We start from the raw sequence: 22,723 nt of genomic DNA on the forward strand, positions 1-22,723 counted from the left end.
GAACTGAAATTTCGGTGTGATGGCCCCCGGGTTTTGTTCGATCGTTAGCCCAGAAGTAGGCCAAGCCGGTCGCGTTGGCTACAACCCATCGTGGCCATCATCATTCGTGCAATCGAGAACTGCCATGAACAAGCCATGTTTTGCAACCAGACTCCTGAAGCCGATTGTTCTGATACTGCTGGCGTCGGCTTTTTCCATGGCCGTCGCGAGTGACTCCAGGGAACAGGAACGCGCGGACGTGAGGGCCATGGCACGGAACGCACTCGAGCGCCTCTATCGCGAACAACCTGACGCCAAGGGTGTTATCGAGAAGGCGGCAGGCTACGCGGTGTTCAACAACCGCGGCGTAAAGATTCTTGTGGCGGGGGGCGGAAAGGGCGATGGGATCGCTGTGGCCAACCGTACAAGGAAGGAAGTTTTCATGAAGATGGTCGAAGCCCAGGCAGGGCTGGGCGTAGGCATCAAGAAGTTCTATCTGATCTGGGTATTCGAGACCCCCGGCACCTTGGACAACTTCATCAACCAGGGTTTGGAGTTCGGTGGCCAGGCCGGTTTCACTGCTCGCGCTGCGGGTGTGGGTGGCGGCTTCGCCGGGGCGGCTTCAGTGAAGCCCGGCGTCTGGCTCTACCAGCTCACCGATGACGGACTCGCCGCCGAGATAACAGTGAAAGGCAGCAAGTACTACAAGGATGACGAACTGAACTGAAGACTTTGCAGGTTGAAGGAGGAGTTCACCGTGACATACCCCGCCGACGGCATCCCGCTTGCGCCGCGGCGGCAACGCTGGCCGTCGGGCGTTCTTGCGCTGCTGGCGGTGGCTGGTTGCGCGAGCGTGCCTCCCGAGCGGATCACCACGGACCGGATGGACTATGGACAGGTGATCGCGGAATCCTGGAAGCGCCAGACGTTGTTGAACGTGGTGCGCCTGCGTTATGCCGACGCGCCGGTATTCCTGGACGTCGCTTCCGTCATCAACAGCTACTCCGTCGGGGGGAGGATGGGCGCGCAGGCGACGCTTCCGAGCCGAACGGACCCGAATGTTCTCGGACTGGACGCCGAGGGCACGTGGTCCAACACGCCGACGGTGACGTACCAGCCGGTGCAGGGCGACCGCTTCACCAAGTCCATGCTCCAGCCGGTTCCGCCGGTGGCTGTCTTCCAACTGCTGCAGGGTGGTTGGCCGGCGGACCTCGTGCTGCCGACCGTGGTCCGCTCGCTCAACGGACTGCGCAATGACTCTGCCGGAGTTGGCGCGGACGCCGGCTTTCGGCAGTTGGTCGAGGCGTTCTCCCGTATTCAGCGTGCGGGCGGCCTCGGCATCCGAATCGATACCCGCAAGGACGGCAGCACTGTCGTGATCGTGCTGCGGCAGGGAAACGCCGACACGGGGCCGAGCGACGACGTACGGCGCGTAAGGGAATTGCTGGGACTGGAGGAAGGCATCAGCGAAATAGAGGTCACTTACGGCTTGGTCCCGCGCAACCGTCGCGAGGTGGCCATGCACAGCCGTTCGATGCTGGAGCTGATGCTGGAGGTGGGTTTCGGCGTCGAGTTGCCGGCCCCGCATATGGCGGACGGGCGGGCATTGTCCGGGCAACGGCAAGCGGGCGATGCGCAGGCGTCCGCGCTTGCGCGCATTCGTTCGGGTACGGAGCCGCCGGCGGATGCCTACGCCGCGGTGCCATACAAGGGTTATTGGTACTGGATCGATGACACCGATATCGCGAGCAAGCGCGTCTTCACGTTCCTGCTGATCCTGTTCTCGCTGGCTGAAACCGGCCAGAGTTCGGCCGCGCCGGTGGTGACGGTGCCGGCGCGATGATTTGCTGACGTTTGACGAGGCGGCTTACGAGCAGAAACAGCTCAGGCGCTCCGAATGTCCGCTACTGGCCGATCGCAGACATGGAAGTGCGCGTGACTAGATCCTGATCGCTTACGTTCGGGGACCAGGCACTGTCACAGCAGATGGGCGTCCATGCCCAGGCAGGCTGTCACGAGGCGCGCTGCGCGGTGATCACATGCACTTTGGGCTTTCCATCGATCTGTTCGAAACGGAATCGATAGACCAGGGTCACCGCCTCCGGAATGCCTTTGCCGCCGGTGCAGCTGGCGACGGCCCGCTTCTTGTCTTCCACGTTGCGAAAGACACAGCGCAGCGCGGGGTCGAATTTCCAGGTCTTGGCCGCCGTTTCGGACGCGGCCAGGAACTCGGGTTCCGTGCCCGCGGGACAGAACTCCGAGGTCGGCGCTTTGGCAACCGCGGTCACGGCGCCCTTCGCGTCGATGCCGACCCTCAGGCACACGGTGCGGGGCGGCAAGTTCAGGCCGAGCAGGTTCAACGGGTAGCTCGGGTGGGCATTCTTCATGTCGTCCAGCGGCATCAGGAACGACTCGTTATCCGCCAGCACCAGGCGATCGCCTTGAGTGGCGGTCCCGGCCACCGGCGTCGGCGTGGGCGCCGCGGCCGCCACGGCTTGCGCATGCGCCACTGCTACGTAGCCGCAGACCACGGCTGCGGCACATCCCAGTGTCATCCACTTGGTCATCGTTCCTCTCCCGTTCGATAGCGTGGGGCTGGTTACGCCAACCCTGCGTGCTTCCAGGCTGCCACCCGTCTACAGCCGAACGTAACTACACCGTCCTATCCGGCCACGGCAGGGCACCGCCCCAGGAGAGGCGGCGCCCAGGCGAGGGACGCCGGCGCATTCAAGAGCGGCTTTCGGCCAGTAGCAGACAGTCGGCGCGCCGTTTCGACGGTCAGGAGCGATCAGGCCTTCACCTGGGCTTCGAATGCCAAAGCGCGTTGACGATGATCCAGCGATCGCCGAACTTGCCCATATGGAAGAAATCCACGAACCATGGGGTTTCCGCGCGCACCACCGCGGCACTTCCGGCGACGTCCAACACGGTGCATGAGCGATTCCATTGCTCCTTCGGCGTCTTCAGCGCGCCCTGCCGCGTCAGTTCAACCAGTTCCTCCTTGCTCATGCGACGCAGGCCCAGGCGTTCGTCCGGGGTGTCGCCCAGCACGCGTCGCTTGGCGAGATCGGGATGCAGCGAGCGGGCGACACGCTCGGGATCGCCCTCCAGCTGACCGTCGACATAGTCGAAGCAAGTCGCTTCGAGTGCGGCGCGGGTGGCCGGGTCAATTGCGGCAGGCGACACGGTGCTCGTGGCCGCTGCAGCGGCAAGCACCAGACTCATCATGGACACGGGCCACTCCTTGTGTGTGGGGACACGAAAGCAGGCGACAGCCTAATGCCGAACCCGGCTCCGGGTGAAGGACCGCTTCGGGCCCAGAGCGGTCATTCGCTTCCACGGCACCATCCGATCCTCGGAAGGCGACGCCGCCGCACTGCTAGAAAGCGCGCGGCGATTACTGCGCCACCGCCATCAGCGGGGCGAGCGCGGTGCCGATGCGTTGCATCTGCGCCGGTGTAACCAGATCGCCCAGTATTCTCTGGAAGCGTGGTTCCTGCACACCGGACACGATGTATTGCCAGCGATACGCAGCCAGCGTCTCGGCCGCGAGCAACTCCCGCTCGGCGATCGTCATGGACCGCGGGACGATCATGGAAAAGTAGTCGGCGTCGGCGCGCGCCTGTGCCTGCAGGATGCCGTCGACGGCGCCGACCAGGGTGATCAGGTCGTCCACTGCCGCGTCGCGTTCTGCTGGCGGGAGTTGTGCGTCGATACGGCGCCATTCCAGCTCGTCGATGATGGTGTGCTGCGATTCCTCGCGCCAATGGAACAGGAACACGTCCTTGTACAGCGCCGACAGTGACGCGTCCGGCTCGATGCTCTGACGGTAATGCGCCTGGGTAAACAGCTCGATGTGGCAGGTCAGGCCCAGCACCGCCCACGTGCTCTTGCCCAGCACGAACTGGGCAACGGCATTCGGATCGGCCGTGTTTCTGTAACCGGCGGGCATGGCGGCGGCGATCATCGTTTCGATTCTGCGAAACAGCTCCTGGTGCTTGAGCTCCTCGTCGCTGAAACGAATCAGCGCCTCCAGCGCCACCTGGTCGCCCAGCCAGTGGTCCTGGCTCAACTCCAGTACCTTGGCATTGATGAAGCGCTCCACCAGGCCAAAGATACTGGCGTAGCTGCGGCCTTGGATCTGGCTCATCAAGCGGCGCTCGTCGCTGCTCTTCAGCATCGAACGGTCGAGCAGGCTCAAACCGTCAGGCAGGAACTTGTTGTCGAAATCGAACTGGCGATCGCGGATGACGTCGCGATCGATCTCCCAGCGGACTCGCTTGGACACTTCGATGCACCTGGCGTAGCGGCTTGAATCGGCGATGTAGTCCGGGAAATCAATGGAAACGGCGTTCACGTTGTCATTCCTGTGCGGGGGCGGGGAAGGGTGTCCATTGTTCGACGGTGCCTGCGACCCGCGCTCCACCCGTCGTCCTCCCCGCTCGCCCGAAAATCCGGCATCCGCTCGCTCTCGCCCATGCGGCGGGTCGGCGGAGCTCGCTCCATTGCGGATGGGTGGCGCCGCAGCGTCACCAGCTCGCTGATTCAGGGCGCGGCCAACTGCCCTTGCTTGCGCCGCCACGCTGCGGGTGGCATGCCAACCAGGCGTTTGAAGGCGCGGCCGAAAGCAGCCTCGGATTCGTAGCCGGTCCTGAGGGCGATCGACAGTACGCTCGACTGGCTGTCGAGCAGCATTCGCGATGCCAGCTGCATGCGCCAACTCGTCAGGTATTGCATCGGCGGTTGGGCGATCAGTTCGACAAAACGCTCGTGCAGGGCCGAACGCGACAGGCCCACCTGGTTGCTGAGTTCGTCGATGCTCCACGCGGCGGTGGGATTCTCGTGCATCAGCGCCAGAGCCCGGCCGACGAATCGGTCGCGCAATCCCGCCAGCCAGCCGGTGGACTGCTCGGGCATGCTGTCGATGTGACGGCTCACCGCGTCGACGAACATCATTTCGCTCATGCGCTCAAGCAGTACCTCACTGCCCGGGCGTCGGCTGCCGGAGACAGTGGCTGCCAGTTGCGCGAACTGCGCGCCCCAGGCGCTGCCCGCGGCGGCCGGCAGGTGCAGCAACCGCGGCAGGGTCGCGAGCAGGGGATTGAAAGGGCGCTTGTCGCAGCCGACGAAACCGCACACCAGCGATGTGTCCGTTTCATAGTCGGCGCCGGACGCGGGCCTGCATGCCTCGAAGGCCGGCGCTCCAGCCGCGCCGCCATCCCGGCCAAGCCGGAATGGCCGCTTGTGCAGTTTCATCTCTTCGTACCAGTTGACGTTCGGCTCCGGCCGAAGCCCGGGAGCACTCGACACGACATGCGGGTCGCCCTGCGGCAGGATGACGACGTCGCCGCGCTGCAGCCGCAGCGGCTGTTCGCCCTGGAGCGTGACCCAGCATTCACCGGCGGTGACCACGTGGTACGGGATCACCTGATCAACGTCGGACATCACCGCGCCGGCAATGTCACCGGAATCCGGTGCTTCGGCCAGCCATTTTCCCGCGCAGGAAAGATCGTAGAAGAGCGCGCTGCGCAATCGCACCGTACGCAATACGTCGGAAAGGGTGTCGTGGCCCATGGGGTTTGCCTGCCAGGATCGATCACGCCATCCCGATTCTGGCAGATGCGTGTTTCGCCGGGGTATGCCTGGAGTCGATTGCCGGATGCAGGGGCGAATCGCGGGGAGTTTTGGTCAAGCGGCAGGCGACGGCGCTGCAGACAATGATCGCGCTTCCACACATCAGCTCCCGGGAACTTCCATGTCATTTCCACTCTGGATGCTGCTTGGGTTCGCCATCTGGACCGCAGTGGTGTTGATCTGCACCATCGGCGTCTATCGCTTGAGCCGGGTCTTTACCGGGCGGGCCGGCATGGCGTCGTTCCCCGCCGATGCGCCCGAGGGCGCTGCGTGGTATGTGCGGGCAATGCGGGCCCATGCGAACTGCGTCGAGAACCTGCCGGTGTTCGCCGTCGTCGTCTTCGCCCTTTATGCGAGTGGCATCTCGACCCATGCCACCGACATCATGGCGGGTACGGTTCTCGCGGCACGAATGGTCCAATCCGTCGTGCATATCTCCACCGTGCAGACGGACCGGATCGTTTCCATACGATTCACCTTTTTCCTTGCACAGCTGGTCTGCTTCCTTGGTATCGCGGTAGTCGTCATCGCGCATGCCCTGTGATCGAAGCCGCTCGGAGTGCGCCGCCGCACTGGCGCACTGCCCGGATGTCTGTTCATGGCCCGGTAGCGGTCATCAAGACAATCGGGCGTACGCGAATCGCGCCTAATGTCGTCCTGCCGAGCCGATGCCCGTCCCATGTGTCAATCAACCCGCACGTCAAGCCCCAGAGCTTCGGCAATTACTATTGTTTGATCGATAGTGATGATCGCCCCTTTGAGATTGACCGTCTCCGGTTCAATAGCGCTCAGGTCACTCCCCCGAAGATCGGCGCCTGACAGATCGGCGCTGTGGAGCCATGCACCGGAAAGATCCACGTCGCGTAGTGAGCTGCCTTGACATCTCGCACCGGTCAAGTCTGCCTCCCTCAGCCGCGTTCGAAGAAAGGCGGCCCGGCGAAGGTCAGCGCCAGGAAGGCCCACAAAAGCCCAGTCCCCATCGATGACCTGGATATGGTCGAACTGGCAACCATCGAACATGCTTCCAACAGCCTTGCATTCGGTGAAGCGGCTGTCGAAGAAATTGCACGAAACAAACGTGCAGTTCAGGAAGGCAGCGCTGTGATGAGTCGACGCATTGAAGCGCGTCCTTCGAAAGGTGCATTCGTTGAAGATCGCGCCGATGTTGTTACCCTCGGTAAAATCCAGGTCGACGAACAGCGTGCTTTGATACTGCTCGCGACTAAGTTTTCGCCCGTACCAGTCAGCGCCGGAAACGGTGTTGGTCGTCTTTGGTGCTGGTTCGCCGTACTTGCGATCTGCCACGAGCTACATTCCGTTCAAGTGAACGGGCATTCTAGTCCCAGGGTCGCGTTTTGCTTGCCGCGTGGTGCGATCTTGAAATCCGGACCGCGACGCGGTTGGTTTGCGCGAGCGTTAGCACGTTCTGGCTTTCACGCCGACGTCGACACGGCCGGGGTACGTTCATCCGCTGCACCGGGAGGCCGACCATGACCGCGAAGCTCCAGCCCTGCCTTTGGTTCGACGGAAACGCCGAGGAGGCGTCCCGCTTCTACGCTGAAACATTCCCGGGAAGCCGTGTCGGTGCGGTCATGCGTGCACCCGCTGACTACCCCTCGGGAAAGAAAGGCAACGTCCTCACTGTCGAGATGACGATCTTCGACATGCCGTTCCTGCTGCTGAACGGAGGACCGGAGTTCAAGTTCGACGAGGCGGTGAGCTTCCAGGTCGCGACGGACGATCAGGCGGAAACCGATCGGTACTGGAAAGCCATCACGGAAAGCGGTGGCGAGGAGAGCATGTGTGGCTGGTGCAAGGATCGCTTCGGCTTGTCCTGGCAGATCACTCCGAGGCGCCTCACCGAGCTGATCACGCAGGGAGGCGAAACCTCGGAGCGCGCATTCAAGGCGATGATGGAAATGAGGAAGATCGACATTGCGGCTCTCGACAAGGCGGTCGAGGGTGTAAAACCCTGATCTTGCCGGCGCAAACGCCCATGGCGCGCCTACGTGCTGAAGAGTCGACCTCATGCTTCACGCGCCTTCTACACCCGCGGGCTGAACGTTCCATTTCTTGACGCCTGGTAGGGAGCGCGCCATGAAATCGACCGTTCGAATCGTCATGGGGCTGGGTGTCGTCGGAATGGTCCTCGCCGGGTGCCAGAAGCCCGCAGAGCCGCCCGCGGACACACGCGCATCCGCTCCTGCTGCAGCCGCAAGCGCCACCGTGTCCGACCAGGACGTCACCGAAGCCTACCTGTACCTGCTCGGGCGCCTGCTGGTGTTGCGCCAGGAGCAACTGGATTTCGGCAAGGAAGGCTTCAAGTGGAACGAAATCAGTCACCGCGACGTCGGGGGCGTGGCCTGGGCCAATCCAAACCTGGACGTGGCCTATAGCGAAGCCTGGGTTGCGGTCGACGAGAACAGTTGCACCATCTTCAGCGTGCCGAAGATCGAAGGCCGCTACTACACCGTGCAGTTCCTCAACGGATGGGGCGAGACCATCGCCAACATCAATGAGCGAAGCTACGCCGACCGTCCTGCCGGCGACTTCTGGGTGTGCCTGAAGGGCGCCAATGTGCAGGTGCCGGCCGACGCGCGGCGCATCGACTTGCCCAGCAAGACCTCGCGCGTACTGGCGCGAGTCGAGTTGGGTGCCAACCCGAAACAGGCCACTGCGCTGCAACACCAGATCAAGGTTCGGGCCAGCGGAACCCCCGCCATCGCCACCATTCCCAAGACGCCCGACTTCTCCAACGACAAGCTTCCCGGCGTGGAAGCCTTCGATGCGGCCACGGTGGAGGCGGCATTGGCCGAGCCGGACATCAATCCCGGTATGGATGCACTGCAGGCCAAGGTGCGCGCGGTTGCGCAGGCCATCCAGGATCCTGCCGAGCGCGAGCGCGTGGACAAGGTCATCCACGAGCAGTCACAGCCGGCGATGCAGAAGGCCTTTGAGAGTCTCGGCAAGATTCGTGACGGTTGGGCGCGCCCGGATGTGGCGGGCAACTACGGTAAGGACTACATGGCCCGAACCCTGGTCGACTACGGCGGCATCTGGGCCAACAACCAGAAGGAAGTGGTCTACTTCAAGACCAACACCGACGGCACCGGTACGCCGCTGGATGGCGGCAACACCTACGCGCTGCATTTCACCAAGGGCGACCTGCCCGCGGACCACGTGAAGTACTTCTGGTCGGTGATCGCCGTGGATGGCGAGAAGTTCCAGGTCATCCCCAATCCGAAGAACCGCTTCCTGCTCAACAAGCAGTCGAAGCTGACCTATGGGCCGGACGGCTCGCTCACGTTGTACCTGGCGCCGGACAAGCCCAAGGACGCGCCGGACGGCAACTGGCTGCCGACACCCAAGGGCAAGAACTACCACCTCACCTTCCGCATGTATGGGCCGGATGAGGCGGTGCTGTCGGGCAAGTGGTTCCCCGCGCCCATTGCCAAACAAGGCTAGTCGCCTGGCAGCGCGCCTTTGAGCGTCGTGATGCCGTTGCCGTGATCGACGTCGGGCCAGGAACGTGTCTGGCCCGCGCCATCACCAGACCAGGTCGTCAGGCACCTGGAACTGCGCGTAGTACGCATCATCCTCGGAGCTTGCGGCGCTGGGCTCGGTGCCTGCTTCCTGGCCGTGATCGAGCACGATCATGCCGGCGTCGCGCTCCCGCACCTTGTCGGCGGCCACGCGCGGCAACAGCTCGTAGCGGTCGTCCAGACGGACGATCACCAGCACGCCGGAGGACAACTTCTTCCGCAGGTCCTGGTTGACGAGCAGGGTGCGGATGGCGCCGTCTGCGGTGAAGCGGTACTCGCTTTCACCGGTGCGCGGAACCTTCCTGTCCTCGATGATCTGCCGCGCCTGGGCGCGAAGCTCGGTGATGCGTGCCTGAGCCTTGCGCTCAGCGGCGAGTGCGCGGTCACGCTCGGCCTTCTCGGCCCGTGCGCGTTCCGCTTCCAGCTGGATGTCGGTGGGCTCGGACGGCCCCTTGGCATGCCGGGCCTTGTTCTGCTCGCGCGCCACCTCGGCCACCTTGGACTTCTTGACCAGGCCCGCCTTGAGCAGCTGTTCCTGAAGCGGATTCCCCTTCGCCATGTTGCAGTTTCTTGCTGTGGAGTTCAGGTCCATGATACCCGCCGTCCCTGTCTCCCGCCTTCACACCCCGCGCCGATGGAAGCTTTGAAGTACCTTGCCGGCTACCCACCGCACCTGCAGGCGCGGGTGCGCGAGTTGATCGGGCAGGGGCGGCTGGGCGCGATGCTGGCCGAGAAGTACGGCCAGCCCCATGCGGTGCGCAGCGACGGCCAGCTGTACGACTACGTCCAGGCGCTCAAGGACCGGCACATGCGGAAGGCAGTGCCGCTGGGCAAGGTGATCTACGACAGCAAGCTGCAGGTGATGAAGCATGCGCTCGGTACCCACACCGCCATCTCGCGGGTACACGGCGGCAGGCTCAAGGCCAGTCGCGAGATTCGCATCGCCACCGTCTTCCGCGATGCGCCCGCCGAGTTCCTGAGGATGATAGTGGTGCATGAACTGGCGCACCTGAAGGAAGCCGAGCACAACAAGTCGTTCTACCAGCTGTGTACGCACATGGAGCCCGGCTACCACCAGCTGGAGTTCGATCTGCGCCTTTACCTGACGCATCTTGATATCGCGCAGCAGTAACGCTTCCAGAGCAGTCTGGTCAGTCGCGAAGGATGCGCAGGACTTCCTCGACAGCAAGCGGATTCTCGTAGATCCCGTGCCCGGACTCGAGTACGAGGGATGATGCAGCGCCGGGAATCAGCGCACTGTCCAGCGGCACGGCGCCGTCCGTCTGGTCCCGGTGTCCCGGTTGCACGCCGGCTATCGTGTGATACGGGATTTCACGGGGCGGCAACAGCGACTCGGCTGCCCGCCGTACAGGGTGGTCCGACTGCAAAGTCGTGATGCTGTTGATCCAGCCTTGCTGGAAGACATCGAGCATTTCCGGCCGGATCGCGGTTGGATTGGACAGCGCGATGCGGCGCAATGCGTGCACTTCCATCGTGCGACGGCCGACAAGATCACGGGCAAGGCGTCCCAGCAGCTTGGCGGCGCTGGGGATGCCGCGATGCGGCGCGGCGAGAAAGACGGCACGAGCCACGCCTGGATAGGGATGGAAGGAGAAGATGCGCTTGACCACGTCCAGGTCTTCCACGCTGGCATCGAGCGAGTCGGGCGGAACCAGGAAGGCGGCGTTCCACAGCGCATCGCCGCTTTCGACACACAGCAGGCGTGAAATCACGCCACCGAAACTGTGGCCCACCAGCACGGCACCGGCCCGGGCCTTGGCGTCGCCTCGCGGGTCGAGCAGACGCCAGGCATCGTCCAGATAGTCGTGTACATGCAAACGCGCCGCGAGCAGCGGGGTATCGGTCTGGTAGACCGCCTGCCAGATCTGGAATCGAGCGCGGAGGTCCTCCGCGCCCCATAACGCATTCGAGAGCTGTGCCCAGATGAGCGGATTGCTGCCCAGGCCGTGGATCATCACCAGCGGACGCTTATGCGGATCGTAGTCTTCGAGCAGGTACAAACCAGCCCGACGTCCGATACCGGTTCCGCCCAGCAATCCCCACAGGCCCAGGCGCTCCAGCTTCGAGACTTGCATGGCCCAGGCATAGGCGGCAGAAGTATCGCTGGCGAGTTGGAAGCGATGGGAGCCGATGGCAACGGCATCAAGCTTCAGCGGGTCCGCCAATACCAGGCGAGGCGGCGCGTCCCACTGCCGGGCATCGGGCTCGATCCACGCAGTGAGATTGCGGAATATTCCGGAGTGGGGTTCCAGTCGCGACAGGGGTGATGCTTCATTGCGCGCCGACAGGGTTGCCAACGGCACGCCGAAGCCCGGGCGAGCGTGACGCTGGCCGTTGAAGGCCTCCATCGATACATCCTGGGCACGCCTGATGCGCAGCGGTGGCCGCAGCCAAGGCGACACCTGGCGAAACTCGATGTGCATTCGAACGTCGCCTGCCTGAAGGGGGCCCGGCATCCATCCTTCGCGATGTTCCTGCAGGAGGCGCGAGAGTGCTTCTGCGGTGGCCTGCGTCGCCATGGTCGCTGCAGCATCGGCGAGCATGCGGTCGTTCGTGGCCAGCGCGTGGTACGCGTCGATTGCGCAGTGCACCCAGGCCTGCGACGAGTCATGCGCGGATTGTTCGGCTCGTATGGCCCAGACGCGCGCAGCCTCGAGGCGATCCGCAGGGGATGAGTGTGTCGACACGACTGCTACAGCTGCGACTCAATGGGCAACCAGCCCGAGAACCGCACGAAGGCGCGCCGCCAGAAGCCTGCGTCCGGTTCCTGATCAAGCACGACGGGCGAGGGCGGTGTGCGATCGAGCCATCGCAGCTCTCCCTCCTTGTTCCGGTATACCCAATAACTCAAGGCCGGATGGCTCAGGCGCAGATACTCCTCGCGCAACTGCAAGGCCATGACCGGGTCGTCGAGCAGCACGCCCATCTCGGTGTTGAGGTTCTTCGAGCGCGGATCGACGTTGAACGATCCGACGAAGCCACGGGCGCCATCCACCACGAAGGCCTTGGTGTGAAGCGCGGCTCTCCTGCCGATGAAGACCGGTTCCTTGCGGTCGCGTGCATTCGTGCGGAGTTCGTAGAGGTTCACGCCTTCGCGCAACAGGCGATCCCGGTAATCCGCGTACCCGCTGTGCACGGCATACACGTCGTTGGCGGCCAATGAGTTCGTGACGATGCCCACGTGGATGCCACGCCCGGTCAGGGCCGTGAGCCTCGCCGTGCCGTCATCGCCTGGGACGAAGTACGGCGAGATCACCAGCGCTTCACTGGTCGCGCTGGAGATCATCGGGGTCAGTCGTTCCACCAGCCATTCGGCATGGTTGTCGCGGGTCCACTTCACCGGCGGATCGGCCACGACCTGGATGCCATCGCTCCAATGAGGTTGCAGCGCGCTTCGGTAGTAGTCCCGCACGAGTTGTGAATCGGCCACGTGATCGAGGTAGCGCCGCGCGTCCGCGCCGCGCGCATCCCGATGGACGTCGGCAAGCAGCGTGCGCAACGCCTCGGGATCCTTCGACCCGAGCATGGAGATCGGGACTGCGGCGGCGCTGTTCCAATAGGCATCGAAGATGGTGCTGGCCTGCTGCACGGCCGGCCCGAGCAGCAACAAGTCGAGGTCCCGGAAGTTCACCTCGGAATCGGCGCTGAAGTACTGCTCTCCGATATTGCGCCCGCCGATGATCGCGACCTGGCCGTCGGCGATCCACGCCTTGTTGTGCATGCGATGGTTCATGCTGACCAGTCGCCGCATCAGTTCGAACGCGCGTCCGGCGCCTTCGCGGTTGCGGAACGGGTTGTAGAGACGCAGCTCGATGTTGGGATGCGCGTCCATCGCGAGCAGGTGCCCATCCAGGCCGTAGGCATTCATGTCATCGAGCAGGATGCGCACACGCACACCGCGCTCGGCAGCATCGAGGGCTTCGCTCGCCAGCAGGCGTCCGGTCAGGTCGTTGTGCCAGATGTAGTACTGCAGGTCGAGGCTACGGCCTGCCTTGCGCGCGGAGATCGCACGCGCGGCGAAGGCGTCGATGCCATCGGTCAGGAAGATTGCGCCCGTCTTGCCGGGATGGGCAGCGAGCAGGGGCGACAGTTCGCGGTCGATCCCGGTTTGATCCGGCTGCGAAGGCAAGGCGTGGCTCGGCGCGCCGGTGGCCGGGGGCGCGATGCGATTCACGACCAGCAGCCCACCGACAACGATGGCGAGCAGGACCAGCAGGACAATGGCAAGCCAGTGGAACACGCGATGCACCGCATTTTCCCGAAGCCTTGGAAGTATGGGAGATGATGCACCGCGAATGGCGGCGCGCGCGCCATCCTTTCTGCGGCTGCTGCGGGCTACGCCGGTTTCTGCACCTGCTCGACGCGACGGGCGTGAACGCGCGAAAGGACAAGCTTGACGCCCACGAGCGCGGGGATGGCCGCGAAGAAGAACAGCGCGAGCGCCAGGAAGATCTCGTCGAAGGCGCGGGCGCCGGCCTGCTGACCGAGTTGGCGCGACAGCAATGCCGCGGCCGCTGCCGGCGCATCGGTCGCGGCCTGGCCGTGTTCCACCAGCAGGCCCGCCATCGAAGCCTGTGCGGATTCCAGTGCGGGACTGCCCGGCTGCAGGTATTGCGCGAGGACCGTGGCGTGGCCGGGCGCCCGCCATTCGAGCATGGTCGTGACGAAGGCCGTGCCGGCCAGGCCGCCCACCTGCCGGCCCAGGTTGAAGAGCGCGACGCCCTGTGCGAGCAGTCCAGCGGCAACTCGGCTGAGCGTGATCATCGTGAGCGACATGAAGAGGAAACCCATGCCCAGACCGCGAAGCCAGGTCGCCAGCCTGACCTGTGGTGCGCCGGTCTGGGCGCTCGACAACGAGAACAGCCACATGCCCGCCATGAACAGGGCGATGCCGATCGGGATCGGTGCCGCAACGGGCATGCGGCCGGACTGCAGGAATCCGGCGACCAGCACCAGGCCGAGCGCGGCCGCGATCGAACTCGACAATGCCAGTTCACCAACATGCTCAGGCCCGAGCCCCAGCACGACGCTGCCGAACAGCGGAATCGCCGCGCCGCTTCCGAAAAGCGCGAAGCCCGCGAACACACTCGCGCACAGGCCGAACAGGAAGTCGGGGTTCGCCGCTGAGGTCTGAACGAAGCGCCTGATCGAAGAGCCATGGCTCCAAAGCGCCGCGGCGAGAGCGCCCAGCGATGCGACGGTGACCAGGCGGATATGGCCGTCGTCGAACCAGTCGAACCTGGCGCCTTGGTGCAGCACGTACACGCTTCCGACGATGCCGGACGCGAGCAGGAGCGATGGTGCGAGTCCGGGCGAACGCAACGAATGCGGAAGAGGGGCCGCGCGACGCGCAAGCCTGAGCAGAGCGGTTGCGACCAACGCGGCCAGCGAGGAGCCGACGAAGACCCAACGCCAGTCATGGCGGTCGGTGATCCATCCATGCAGCGCGGGCGCGAGCATGACCGGCACCACCACAACCGCGAGCGCGAGCGCCGCCTGTAGCGGTGCTTGCCGGGCAGGGGCGTGGCTCTGGAACACCAGGGTCTGTCCGGCGACCAGCGCCATCGCGCCGCACACGCCCTGCGCGATACGGATGAGGACGGCCATCTCGAGGTTCGGCGCGAACGCCAGCGCACCCGTGCAGATCGCCAAACCGAAGCCGCCGGCCAGCAGGGCCCGTTGCGAGCCAAGTCGCCCGATGATCCATGGCGCCCACACGAACGCCAGCAGCTTGGCGGCGAGGTAGCCGATGCCGAGCCAGGACGCTTCATCGGGAGCGGCCGCGTAATGGCCCGTCACCTGGCCGCGGTTGACCACCAGCAACGTGCTGTTGATGCCGTCCACCGCCATCAGGACGACGATGGCCAGCAGGCCGACGATGCGCGTGAACGAGTTCATGTCGTGCAGCTGGCTTGCCACGGGCCCGCGCTGCATCAGGGCGGGCTGCATCAGGGCATGGAGGCCGTGCGCGGTCCGCTGGCTGCGACCGGCCCGGCATTGCCGCGTTCGAGACTGATCGTCACCTTCGCCGACAGTCCGGCGTACAGCCGGCCGGCCAGCGGGTGCGCGGGATCGAGAACGATCTTGACCGGCACGCGCTGGACGATCCTGGTGAAGTTTCCGGTGGCATTGTCGGGCGGCAACAACGCGAACTGGGCACCGCTTCCCGGTGCGATGCTGTCGACCGTGCCGGCGAGTTCGACGTCGGGATACATGTCGAACCTGACGCGCGCGCGATCACCGATCCGCACGTCGGTCAGCTGGGTTTCCTTGTAGTTGGCGACCACCCAGACACCGTCCAGCGGCACCAGCGACAGGGACGGCGCGCCCGGAGTTACGTAACGTCCCACGCGCACCTGGCGATTGGCTGCGACACCGTCGACCGGCGCGCGCACCAGCGTGTGTTCCAGCGCGATCGAAGCCAGCCGGCGCGCGGCCTGGGCCTGCAGAAGGACGGCCTCGACCTCCCGCTTCTGCGCACGCAGGACTTCGAGCTTGTCCGCTTCCGCCTTCCTGCGCGCCCGCGCCGCGTCCGTCGACGCGAGCGCCCTGCGATGCGTCGCGTCGGCCGTCTCGTGCATCTGCCGGCTGACGGCGCGCTCGTCCAACAGGGTTCGATACCGGCGCGAATCCAGGGCCGCGCGGTGCGCCTCGACTTCGACGGCACGGACGTCGGCAGCCGCCTGTTCGATCATCGAGCCCTGCAGGTTTATCTGCTTTTCCAGGCTGCCCAGCGCGGACTGCTGGCGCGCGACGTTTGCAAGCGCCTGGTCCAACTGGGCCCGGTAGTCGGCATCGTCGATGCGGAACAGGATCTGGCCGCGCTTGACCGGCTCGTTGTCATGGACCGCGACGTCCGAGACATAGCCGGCGACACGGGGCGCGATCAACGTGATCTCGCCACGCGTGTAGGCGTTGTCCGTGGACACCGAGGCGCCGGACCAGAGCCAGCCGTGCGTCGCCCACGCCAGGGCCGCGACCACCGCACACCCGGTGCCGGCGATGAGGAAACGGGAGCGCCGGTGGCGCCCGTTCTTGGGGGAGGTGGTTTCCATCTTCTGGCCTGTGCGGTGGTCGCGGCATTGCTAGGTACCGTGCGGTACCGTTGAGGCGAAAGGTAATGGCAGGTACCCTATGTGTCAAGTTCAACGGAACCGGCCATGGCCCTCCCAAGCGACCCAGCACCCGCCAAGAGGACGCGACGCAGCCCGGATGCGCTGCGCACGCAGATCCTGGACGCCGCCAGCGAGCTGTTTCTGCGCGAGGGCTACGCCAACACCAGCATCGACGCCGTCATCGAGCGGGTCGGAGGGTCCAAGCGGGCGATCTACAGCCATTTCGGCGGCAAGGAAGACCTGTTCGCGGCGATGGTGGCCGGTTTGTCGGAGCAGGCGCTCGAGGCGATCCCGGAAGCGAACGAGCGCGCCGAGGAAGATGTGCGCGCAAGCCTGGTCGATTTCGCCAGGGCGATCATGCGGATCCTGATGGATCCGCGGACGATCGCCCTGTACCGGCTGGTAGTGTCGGAATCCGGCCGCATGCCCGGACTGGCTGAAAGCTTCCTCCGCTATGGCCCCGGTCGCGCGACGTCGGGCCTGACCCGCCTTCTGGAACGGTGGGCGAACAGTGGGCTGCTGGACGTGCACGATCCCAAGCAGGCCGCCGAGCATTTCATCGGCATGCTGCGCGACGATTCGCACCTGGAAGTGGTGCTGGGCGTGCGCAAGCCGCTCGGCGAACGCGCCCAGCGTTCACGGGTGGAGCGGGTCGTGCACATCTTCCTGGACGGAGTCGCCGTGAAGTGACCTGCGCGGCGCATGTCATGCACGCCACTTCGCATCAGGTCATCCAAGCCCGCAGGCTTCCGGCTGCTCACTGTCTTGTTAGCCCGAGCCGGCTTACATAAGCTCAAGCCGAATCAGCGCTGCACCCGTTCGCAAAAACCGGACCCACTGGTCCGTCTATTAGGCACTAGGACCACGGAGAAGGTATGCCCCGCTATCTGGCAGCGCTGCTCATCTTGATTGCCGGTCTTTCGCAGGCAAGCGAGCCCCCCATTCCAGAGAGTCAGAAATCTTCCATTGGTTATCAAACCGTCTCGGAAGCTCTGGCGGCCTTGAGGGCCGATGGAAGCATCTCGGAAAGTGAGCAAGGGGGCTGGCTCATATTCGCGGATACAGCCCATAACACCCTCTGGTCGTTTACTCCATCAACTCATCCAGCTCACCCATCAGCCGTTCGTCGCGAGGCCGTCGAGAAGAATGGCTCCGTTTACATGGAGATGAGCGTGCTGTGCCAAGCTGATAAAGCACCATGCGACCAGCTCGTGCGTGACTTTCAGCAGCTCAACGAGCAAATGAGCCAGGCAATCAAGTCTCGCTCGGCGGGCCACGCGCGCTAGCCGTGTCATAACAATTCACTCAAGCCGAAGCCGATTCACGCTCCTTTTTGAGGCGATAGGCGGCAAGGGTCTTGAGATACCGGAGAAGTGGAATGTCCAGTCCAGCTTTCTGCAGGGTTGCTGCTTCACTCTTTGGCATCGTCGCGTTGGCCCATGTCGCGCGATTAGCGCTCGCTGTTCCCATACAGATCGGCGCAGCGACTGTTCCCATGTGGGCTTCCTGGCTCGGTCTGTTCGTTGCTGCTGGGCTGAGTGTGTGGGGATTTCGCGCGGGACGTTTGGTGACTCAGGCGGCAGCAGGAAAAGTCTAAGGCACGCCATCATGTCTCCCAGTTCATTGAATCAACAACTCGCGTTCCTGCGCGAGATTGATCGACTGAAGAATGTGATCCGACAGTCGCCGCTGCTTGACCGTAGCCGGAAGGAGAACAGCGCGGAGCATTCCTGGCACCTCGCCATGTATGCACTGCTCCTGCATGAGTATGCCGTCGGGCCCATCAACCCTGAGCGTGTAATCCAGATGCTCCTGATACACGACATTGTCGAGGTGGACGTCGGAGACACGCCCATCCATCAGGTCGCTTCAGGTGCATCACAAGCCGAACTGGAAGCGAAGGCCGCGGTGCGTCTCTTCGGCATGGTCCCAGGCGAGCAGGGGAGTGACTTGCTGGCGCTCTGGCGCGAGTTCGAACTTGCGGAGTCGAATGACGCGAAGTTCGCCAAGGCCCTCGACAGGGTGCAACCCCTGCTCGTGAATGTAAGCACAGGCGGCGGCACCTGGACGGAAAACGGCGTTACGCTCGAACAGGTCCTTCAGCGGTATGGCCCCGTCATCGAACGTGGTTCACCGACACTATGGGCGGCGTGCGAGGCGCTGGTGCGCGAGCACTTTGCGGCGGGCGTCGGCAAGCGGGAAATCGCACCCGATTCCTGACACTTCGACGCCGCTTCACTGCACGGCTTGCCCCGGCGTTGCCGCACGACCACCTTGTAATTCAGCCTGAAGCGTCCCCCGCCCGGTGGCGACCCATCAGGATTTCTGCGCAGATCGTGCAAAGCCTGACCATTGGCACTCGTCAGCCCGTCCGCATGCGTTACCGTCGGCGAACGCACTGCCAAGGACAGACACATGCGAGCCAGAAAGGTATTGGTCGTTTCCCTGATCGCCGTCGCGGCTGCCGCTGCCATCGGTTACTGGTGGACACGCCCCGAGAAGGAAAAGCCCGTCGATCCCAGCATGGCCTGCCATGTCGCCGTGTACCGGCTCGACGACGGACGTCTGATCGACATCGCCCCGGTCACCGGCGATGGCCTGCGCTGGCGCGCGATGGACGGCCGTACCGGCAAGCTGCAACAGGACAAGGCCGGCAAGTGGAGCGGCACCATCGGCTGGAGCGAGCGCCCGGATCCCACCGGCGTGCAACTGGGAACGTGCAGCCAGCCGGCGATGACGTTCGAAGGCCATCGCGGCGAGCCCCTGTCGTTCGCGACGACCGAAACGCGCTTCCAGGGCCATGGCGAAACCCTCGCCGGCAGACTGGTGATGCCGCCGGGCGACGGTCCCGTGCCGATCGCGGTGATGGTGCACGGCTCCGAGGCGACCTCCGCGCGCACTTACAACTACTTCCAGCGCCTGTTCCCGGCCAACGGCATCGGCGTGTTCGTCTACGACAAGCGCGGCACCGGCGGGAGCACCGGCAAGTACAGCCAGGACTTCCACCTGCTCGCCGATGACGCCGTCGCCGCATTGAAGGAAGCACGCCGACTGGCAGGAGCGCGCGCCGGGCGCGTGGGCTTCAGCGGTGGCAGCCAGGCCGGCTGGATCGAGCCGCTGGCCGCGACGAAGAGCGATGCCGACTTCGTTGCCGTCGCCTACGGCCTTGCGGACACGCCGATGGCCGAAGACCGCGACCAGGTGCGGCTCGACCTGGTGGCCGCCGGCCACGGCCCGGACGTGCTGGCCAAGGCGCGGGAAGTCACCGACGCCACGGGCGCGGTGATGGTCGCGCGCTTCAAGGGTGGCTACGAACGCCTTGACGCGGTGAAGGCCAAGTACGCCAGCGAGCCGTGGTGGAAGGACATGAAGGGCGAATACACCGGCGACCTCGTGCGCTACCCGCCGATCGCGCTGCGTCTGTTCGGACCCATGCACGACCAGGGCACGTCATGGGAGTACGAGCCGATGCCCGTGCTGCAGTCGGTCAAGCAGCCGTTGTTGTGGATCATCGCCGGCGCGGATCGCGAGGCGCCGCCGGAGGAGACGCGGCGCCGGCTGCTCGCCGTCGCCAAGGGCAAGCAGAACGTCACCGTCGTGGAATTCCCGGGCACGGATCACGGGATCATCAAGTTCGACGTCGAGCCTGATGGCGAACGCGTGGAGACGCGTGTGGCTGACGGCTACTTCCGGATGCTGGTCGACTGGATACGCGACGGGCGCGTAGCGGATTCCGCGTATGGGGATGCCACGGTGCTGGCGCGGCCGGACGGCGTATGACTTGCGCCGCCGCTCGCTAGAGGAGGCGCATCATGGACCGGTTCACGGGTGGGTGCCTTTGCGGCAACGTTCGCATCGTGGCGTCGGGACGGCCATACCGGGTCGGCCTGTGTCACTGCCTCGATTGCCGCAAGCATCATGGGGCTCTTTTTCATGCCTCCGCGGTGTTCCCGCAGGAGGCGGTGACCATCGATGGCGAAACCCGCGACTACGCCGGGCGGCATTTCTGTCCACGCTGCGGTTCGTCCGTTTATGGGCGCAGCGCGGACGAGATCGAGGTGAACCTGGGATGCCTGGACGCCCCTGGCCAGCTGACGCCGACCTACGAACTCTGGACCATCCGCCGCGAGTCGTGGTTGCCGCCGTTTCCGCTCACGAGACGATACGAACGCGACCGTGACGCGTCGGGTCGCTTCGAGGAGTAGTTGCGCGAACGCAACCTGACCTGGCGCAGGCGCACCATTTCACAACGCATTCGTCGAAGGAACCGAACGCGCGTCCTCACTGGCGATGTCGTGGTTGACGTCGCGATGGCCGGCCTCGTCCTGGCGCACGGCGATGACGACATCGCGCAGGCGGGCATGCGGCGGCAGCTTCCAGTAGGCGATGGCGATCGGCGGGGCGGGAACATTGGCGATGCGCCCGGCATCGATCTCTTCGAGATAGCGCGTGTAACTCACCACCGCCTCTTCCTCGAAGTAGCCGACCAGGCGGTGCGCGGTGCGCGATGACAGCAGGTACAGCAGCAGGTAGAAGGTGAAGAACAGCGCCTGCGCCACCAGCACCATGAGTCGCTCGAACGCGCTCGGCCGGGCGATCTCCATGAACGTCATCAGGTGCATGCGTTCGTTGTCGGCCTCGTCCAGCAGGGCACGGATCCAGCCCCTGTCGTCGCGAAGCCAGCGCAGGCAGCGCAGGTGCAGCAGCGCGCCGCCGACCATGCCGGGCACGGCCGCGACCGTCTCCAGCACGATGGCGCGATTGCCGTAGCGCTTGGCGAACAGGGTGTCCGCGAAGAAGCGCAACGCGCGCGTGATGGTGTAGGCGACGCGGTCGGACAGGGTGCGCACCGGATGGTGCAGGTCGACCGGCAGCGGGGTGCCAGCGTTCATTTCGTCTCCGGGCTGTGCGCCCGACGCACCGCGGCGAACGGCTGCGTTCTCGCAAGGAGGTCGGGCGGCTGCGATGGGTCGCCGGCAATCTAGGCGGATCGGTGCTGCGCCGGTAGGCCATTGGGCGGAACGGGGCTGTTGAGTGATCGACACCAATGGGGAGCTTCTTCCGTCGTCGCGCCTGCGGGCGACGGCTGAAAAATCCGTCGCCCGGGAGCGCATGCCTGAGGCATCGCTCTGCCGCATCACCTCAACGTCTTGAAGCCCGCGCGTACTTCTTCGGAATAGAACTTCGGCTGTTCCCAGGCGGCGAAGTGCCCGCCTTTGGGGAGCTTGTTGTAGTGCACCAGCTTGGGATAGGCCTGCTCGGCCCAGCTCTTCGGTGCCTGGAAGAGTTCATCGGGGAACGCACTCACCGCGACGGGGATCTTGACGCCCTTCACGGAGAAGAACGGAGTCTTGTTCTCCCAGTACAGGCGTCCCGCGGAGATCGCGGTGTTGGTCAACCAGAACAGGGTGACATTGTCGAGCACGTCATCCGGACTCAGTCCTTCCGGTGTTCCGCTGATCGAGCGCGCGATCATCTCGTAGCTCGCCGGGTCGTGGTCGATCATGAAGGCCGCCAGTCCCACGGGCGAGTCCGTGAGGCCCGTCAGCGTCTGCGGCCGGTCGCCCATCAGGACGGCGTACCCGATGTGCCGGTAGAACTCGTGGAGCTGCTCAGCGGCGTGTTTCTCGTCGCCGGTCAGGTTCGTCGGAACCGGGTCGCCCTGGAAGAGGATCTTGTCGAGATCCGGCGGGATGACGTTCGCCATGTTCGTATGGATGCCGACCAGGCCGGGCGGAGTCTTCAGGGCCATCTGCTCGACCACTATCGCACCCCAATCGCCGCCCGCGGCGCCCCACTTCGTGTATCCGAGGCGCTTCATCAACTCGTTGTAGGCATCGGCGATGCGCGGGGGATTCCATCCGGTCGTGGTGGGCCTGGCAGAGAAGCCGTATCCGGGCATCGACGGGATCACCAGGTGGAACGCATCCGCTTCGCCGCCGCCGTGGGCAGTTGGATCGGTGAGCGGTCCGATGATCTTCATCTGCTCGATGATCGAGCCGGGCCAGCCATGGGCCACGAGCAGTGGGAGGGCGTTCTCATGCTTGGAGCGTATGTGCATGAAATGGAAGTCCAGCCCATCGATGTTCATGATGAAGTTGGGGATGGCATTGATCCTGGACTCGACCTTTCGCCAGTCGTACTTCGTCGCCCAGTGCTGTGCGAGCTTCTGGATCGTCGCTAGTTGCACGCCTTGTTTCGAATCCTGGACTGTTTCGCGATCGGGCCATCGCGTCGCCTCTATGCGCCTGCGCAAGTCGGCGAGGTCGGCGTCGGATGCGTTGTACTTGAATGGGCGGACTGCCGCGTTGGCGCCACCGGTCTTCTGTGTGGTCTCATTCATGGAATTCTCCTTGCTGCTGAGCAGGCCGAACGGGGCAGCGACGAGGGGCGCTGCGGCGGCGGCAGTGCAGAGCCTTCGCCTCACCGGAG

Annotated in this window: 24 protein-coding genes; 11 read left to right on the forward strand and 13 right to left on the reverse strand. The window is 64.6% G+C overall.

Going from position 1 to position 22,723, the window contains the following annotated elements:
* Window positions 1-124 precede the first annotated feature (124 nt).
* Together IU514_RS08265 and IU514_RS08270 are read left to right on the forward strand one after the other, a co-directional pair.
* Window positions 125-706, forward strand: a complete 582-nt coding sequence (locus IU514_RS08265; RefSeq protein ID WP_228760578.1) for a lipid-binding SYLF domain-containing protein — start codon at window positions 125-127, stop codon at window positions 704-706.
* A gap of 12 nt (window positions 707-718) precedes the next feature.
* On the forward strand, window positions 719-1,822 hold the full coding sequence (locus tag IU514_RS08270) for a hypothetical protein (RefSeq protein WP_194930628.1): 1,104 nt from the start codon (window positions 719-721) through the stop codon (window positions 1,820-1,822).
* Between the two features lie 169 nt (window positions 1,823-1,991).
* On the opposite strand, the gene IU514_RS08275 is transcribed toward IU514_RS08270, so the two are convergent.
* The 4 genes from IU514_RS08275 to IU514_RS08290 form a co-directional block, all read right to left on the reverse strand.
* On the reverse strand, window positions 1,992-2,546 hold the full coding sequence (locus tag IU514_RS08275) for a hypothetical protein (RefSeq protein ID WP_194930629.1): 555 nt from the start codon (window positions 2,544-2,546) through the stop codon (window positions 1,992-1,994).
* Between the two features lie 229 nt (window positions 2,547-2,775).
* Window positions 2,776-3,207 (reverse strand): nuclear transport factor 2 family protein, encoded by a 432-nt coding sequence (locus IU514_RS08280; protein ID WP_194930824.1) that lies wholly within the window; start codon window positions 3,205-3,207, stop codon window positions 2,776-2,778.
* Window positions 3,208-3,376: 169 nt separating this feature from the next.
* The gene (locus tag IU514_RS08285) at window positions 3,377-4,336 is read right to left on the reverse strand and encodes a hypothetical protein (RefSeq protein WP_228760579.1); all 960 of its coding nucleotides are present in this window, start codon (window positions 4,334-4,336) and stop codon (window positions 3,377-3,379) included.
* Between the two features lie 188 nt (window positions 4,337-4,524).
* Complete coding sequence (locus tag IU514_RS08290) at window positions 4,525-5,553, reverse strand: AraC family transcriptional regulator (RefSeq protein ID WP_194930630.1); 1,029 nt, start codon at window positions 5,551-5,553, stop codon at window positions 4,525-4,527.
* Window positions 5,554-5,734: 181 nt separating this feature from the next.
* On the opposite strand from IU514_RS08290, the gene IU514_RS08295 reads away from it, so the two are divergent.
* On the forward strand, window positions 5,735-6,157 hold the full coding sequence (locus tag IU514_RS08295; RefSeq protein WP_194930631.1) for an MAPEG family protein: 423 nt from the start codon (window positions 5,735-5,737) through the stop codon (window positions 6,155-6,157).
* Between the two features lie 140 nt (window positions 6,158-6,297).
* On the opposite strand, the gene IU514_RS08300 is transcribed toward IU514_RS08295, so the two are convergent.
* Window positions 6,298-6,918 (reverse strand): pentapeptide repeat-containing protein, encoded by a 621-nt coding sequence (locus IU514_RS08300; protein ID WP_194930632.1) that lies wholly within the window; start codon window positions 6,916-6,918, stop codon window positions 6,298-6,300.
* 185 nt (window positions 6,919-7,103) lie between these two features.
* On the opposite strand from IU514_RS08300, the gene IU514_RS08305 reads away from it, so the two are divergent.
* Both IU514_RS08305 and IU514_RS08310 read left to right on the forward strand, forming a co-directional pair.
* Window positions 7,104-7,589, forward strand: coding sequence for a VOC family protein (locus IU514_RS08305; protein ID WP_194930633.1), 486 nt, complete (start codon window positions 7,104-7,106; stop codon window positions 7,587-7,589).
* A 121-nt stretch (window positions 7,590-7,710) separates the two neighbouring features.
* Window positions 7,711-9,078: a DUF1214 domain-containing protein gene (locus IU514_RS08310; protein ID WP_228760580.1), complete on the forward strand. Its 1,368-nt coding sequence runs from the start codon at window positions 7,711-7,713 to the stop codon at window positions 9,076-9,078.
* An 81-nt stretch (window positions 9,079-9,159) separates the two neighbouring features.
* Here IU514_RS08310 and IU514_RS08315 read toward each other — a convergent pair whose 3' ends face one another.
* Window positions 9,160-9,714 carry a DUF2058 domain-containing protein gene (locus IU514_RS08315; RefSeq protein WP_194930634.1) on the reverse strand — a complete coding sequence of 185 codons (555 nt, stop codon included), beginning with the start codon at window positions 9,712-9,714 and terminating at the stop codon, window positions 9,160-9,162.
* Window positions 9,715-9,789: 75 nt separating this feature from the next.
* Here IU514_RS08315 and IU514_RS08320 point away from each other — a divergent pair, with 75 nt between their 5' ends.
* Window positions 9,790-10,287, forward strand: coding sequence for a M48 metallopeptidase family protein (locus IU514_RS08320; protein WP_194930635.1), 498 nt, complete (start codon window positions 9,790-9,792; stop codon window positions 10,285-10,287).
* Window positions 10,288-10,306: 19 nt separating this feature from the next.
* Here the strand turns inward: IU514_RS08320 and IU514_RS08325 are convergent, their stop codons facing one another.
* From IU514_RS08325 to IU514_RS08340, 4 genes are all read right to left on the reverse strand, one after another.
* Window positions 10,307-11,524, reverse strand: coding sequence for an esterase/lipase family protein (locus IU514_RS08325; RefSeq protein ID WP_194930636.1), 1,218 nt, complete (start codon window positions 11,522-11,524; stop codon window positions 10,307-10,309).
* Between the two features lie 344 nt (window positions 11,525-11,868).
* On the reverse strand, window positions 11,869-13,416 hold the full coding sequence (locus IU514_RS08330) for a phospholipase D family protein (RefSeq protein ID WP_324187802.1): 1,548 nt from the start codon (window positions 13,414-13,416) through the stop codon (window positions 11,869-11,871).
* A 95-nt stretch (window positions 13,417-13,511) separates the two neighbouring features.
* The gene (locus IU514_RS08335; RefSeq protein ID WP_194930638.1) at window positions 13,512-15,125 is read right to left on the reverse strand and encodes an MFS transporter; all 1,614 of its coding nucleotides are present in this window, start codon (window positions 15,123-15,125) and stop codon (window positions 13,512-13,514) included.
* Window positions 15,125-16,231, reverse strand: a complete 1,107-nt coding sequence (locus IU514_RS08340; protein ID WP_194930639.1) for an HlyD family secretion protein — start codon at window positions 16,229-16,231, stop codon at window positions 15,125-15,127. The genes IU514_RS08335 and IU514_RS08340 overlap by 1 nt, the downstream gene beginning before the upstream one ends.
* Window positions 16,232-16,336: 105 nt before the next feature.
* On the opposite strand from IU514_RS08340, the gene IU514_RS08345 reads away from it, so the two are divergent.
* Together IU514_RS08345 and IU514_RS08350 are read left to right on the forward strand one after the other, a co-directional pair.
* On the forward strand, window positions 16,337-16,981 hold the full coding sequence (locus IU514_RS08345) for a TetR/AcrR family transcriptional regulator (protein WP_194930640.1): 645 nt from the start codon (window positions 16,337-16,339) through the stop codon (window positions 16,979-16,981).
* A 185-nt stretch (window positions 16,982-17,166) separates the two neighbouring features.
* Window positions 17,167-17,577 (forward strand): molecular chaperone DnaJ, encoded by a 411-nt coding sequence (locus tag IU514_RS08350; RefSeq protein WP_194930641.1) that lies wholly within the window; start codon window positions 17,167-17,169, stop codon window positions 17,575-17,577.
* A 19-nt stretch (window positions 17,578-17,596) separates the two neighbouring features.
* Here IU514_RS08350 and IU514_RS08355 read toward each other — a convergent pair whose 3' ends face one another.
* Window positions 17,597-17,788 (reverse strand): hypothetical protein, encoded by a 192-nt coding sequence (locus IU514_RS08355; protein WP_194930642.1) that lies wholly within the window; start codon window positions 17,786-17,788, stop codon window positions 17,597-17,599.
* A 111-nt stretch (window positions 17,789-17,899) separates the two neighbouring features.
* Between IU514_RS08355 and IU514_RS08360 the strand changes: the two genes are divergently transcribed.
* The 3 genes from IU514_RS08360 to IU514_RS08370 all read left to right on the forward strand — a co-directional run bounded on the left by IU514_RS08360 (window position 17,900) and on the right by IU514_RS08370 (window position 20,496).
* Window positions 17,900-18,511 carry an HD domain-containing protein gene (locus tag IU514_RS08360; protein WP_194930643.1) on the forward strand — a complete coding sequence of 204 codons (612 nt, stop codon included), beginning with the start codon at window positions 17,900-17,902 and terminating at the stop codon, window positions 18,509-18,511.
* A 195-nt stretch (window positions 18,512-18,706) separates the two neighbouring features.
* Window positions 18,707-20,071 (forward strand): alpha/beta hydrolase family protein, encoded by a 1,365-nt coding sequence (locus tag IU514_RS08365; RefSeq protein ID WP_194930644.1) that lies wholly within the window; start codon window positions 18,707-18,709, stop codon window positions 20,069-20,071.
* Window positions 20,072-20,103: 32 nt separating this feature from the next.
* Window positions 20,104-20,496 (forward strand): GFA family protein, encoded by a 393-nt coding sequence (locus tag IU514_RS08370; RefSeq protein ID WP_194930645.1) that lies wholly within the window; start codon window positions 20,104-20,106, stop codon window positions 20,494-20,496.
* A 39-nt stretch (window positions 20,497-20,535) separates the two neighbouring features.
* Here IU514_RS08370 and IU514_RS08375 read toward each other — a convergent pair whose 3' ends face one another.
* Together IU514_RS08375 and IU514_RS08380 are read right to left on the reverse strand one after the other, a co-directional pair.
* A complete protein-coding gene (locus IU514_RS08375) occupies window positions 20,536-21,183 on the reverse strand; it encodes an alternative oxidase (RefSeq protein WP_194930646.1) in 648 nt (215 codons plus the stop codon).
* Window positions 21,184-21,428: 245 nt separating this feature from the next.
* Window positions 21,429-22,634 (reverse strand): epoxide hydrolase family protein, encoded by a 1,206-nt coding sequence (locus IU514_RS08380; protein WP_228760581.1) that lies wholly within the window; start codon window positions 22,632-22,634, stop codon window positions 21,429-21,431.
* Between the last annotated feature and the right edge of the window lie 89 nt (window positions 22,635-22,723).

The organism is Lysobacter niastensis (assembly GCF_015453285.1).
In the GTDB taxonomy this organism is placed as follows: domain Bacteria; phylum Pseudomonadota; class Gammaproteobacteria; order Xanthomonadales; family Xanthomonadaceae; genus Lysobacter_J; species Lysobacter_J niastensis.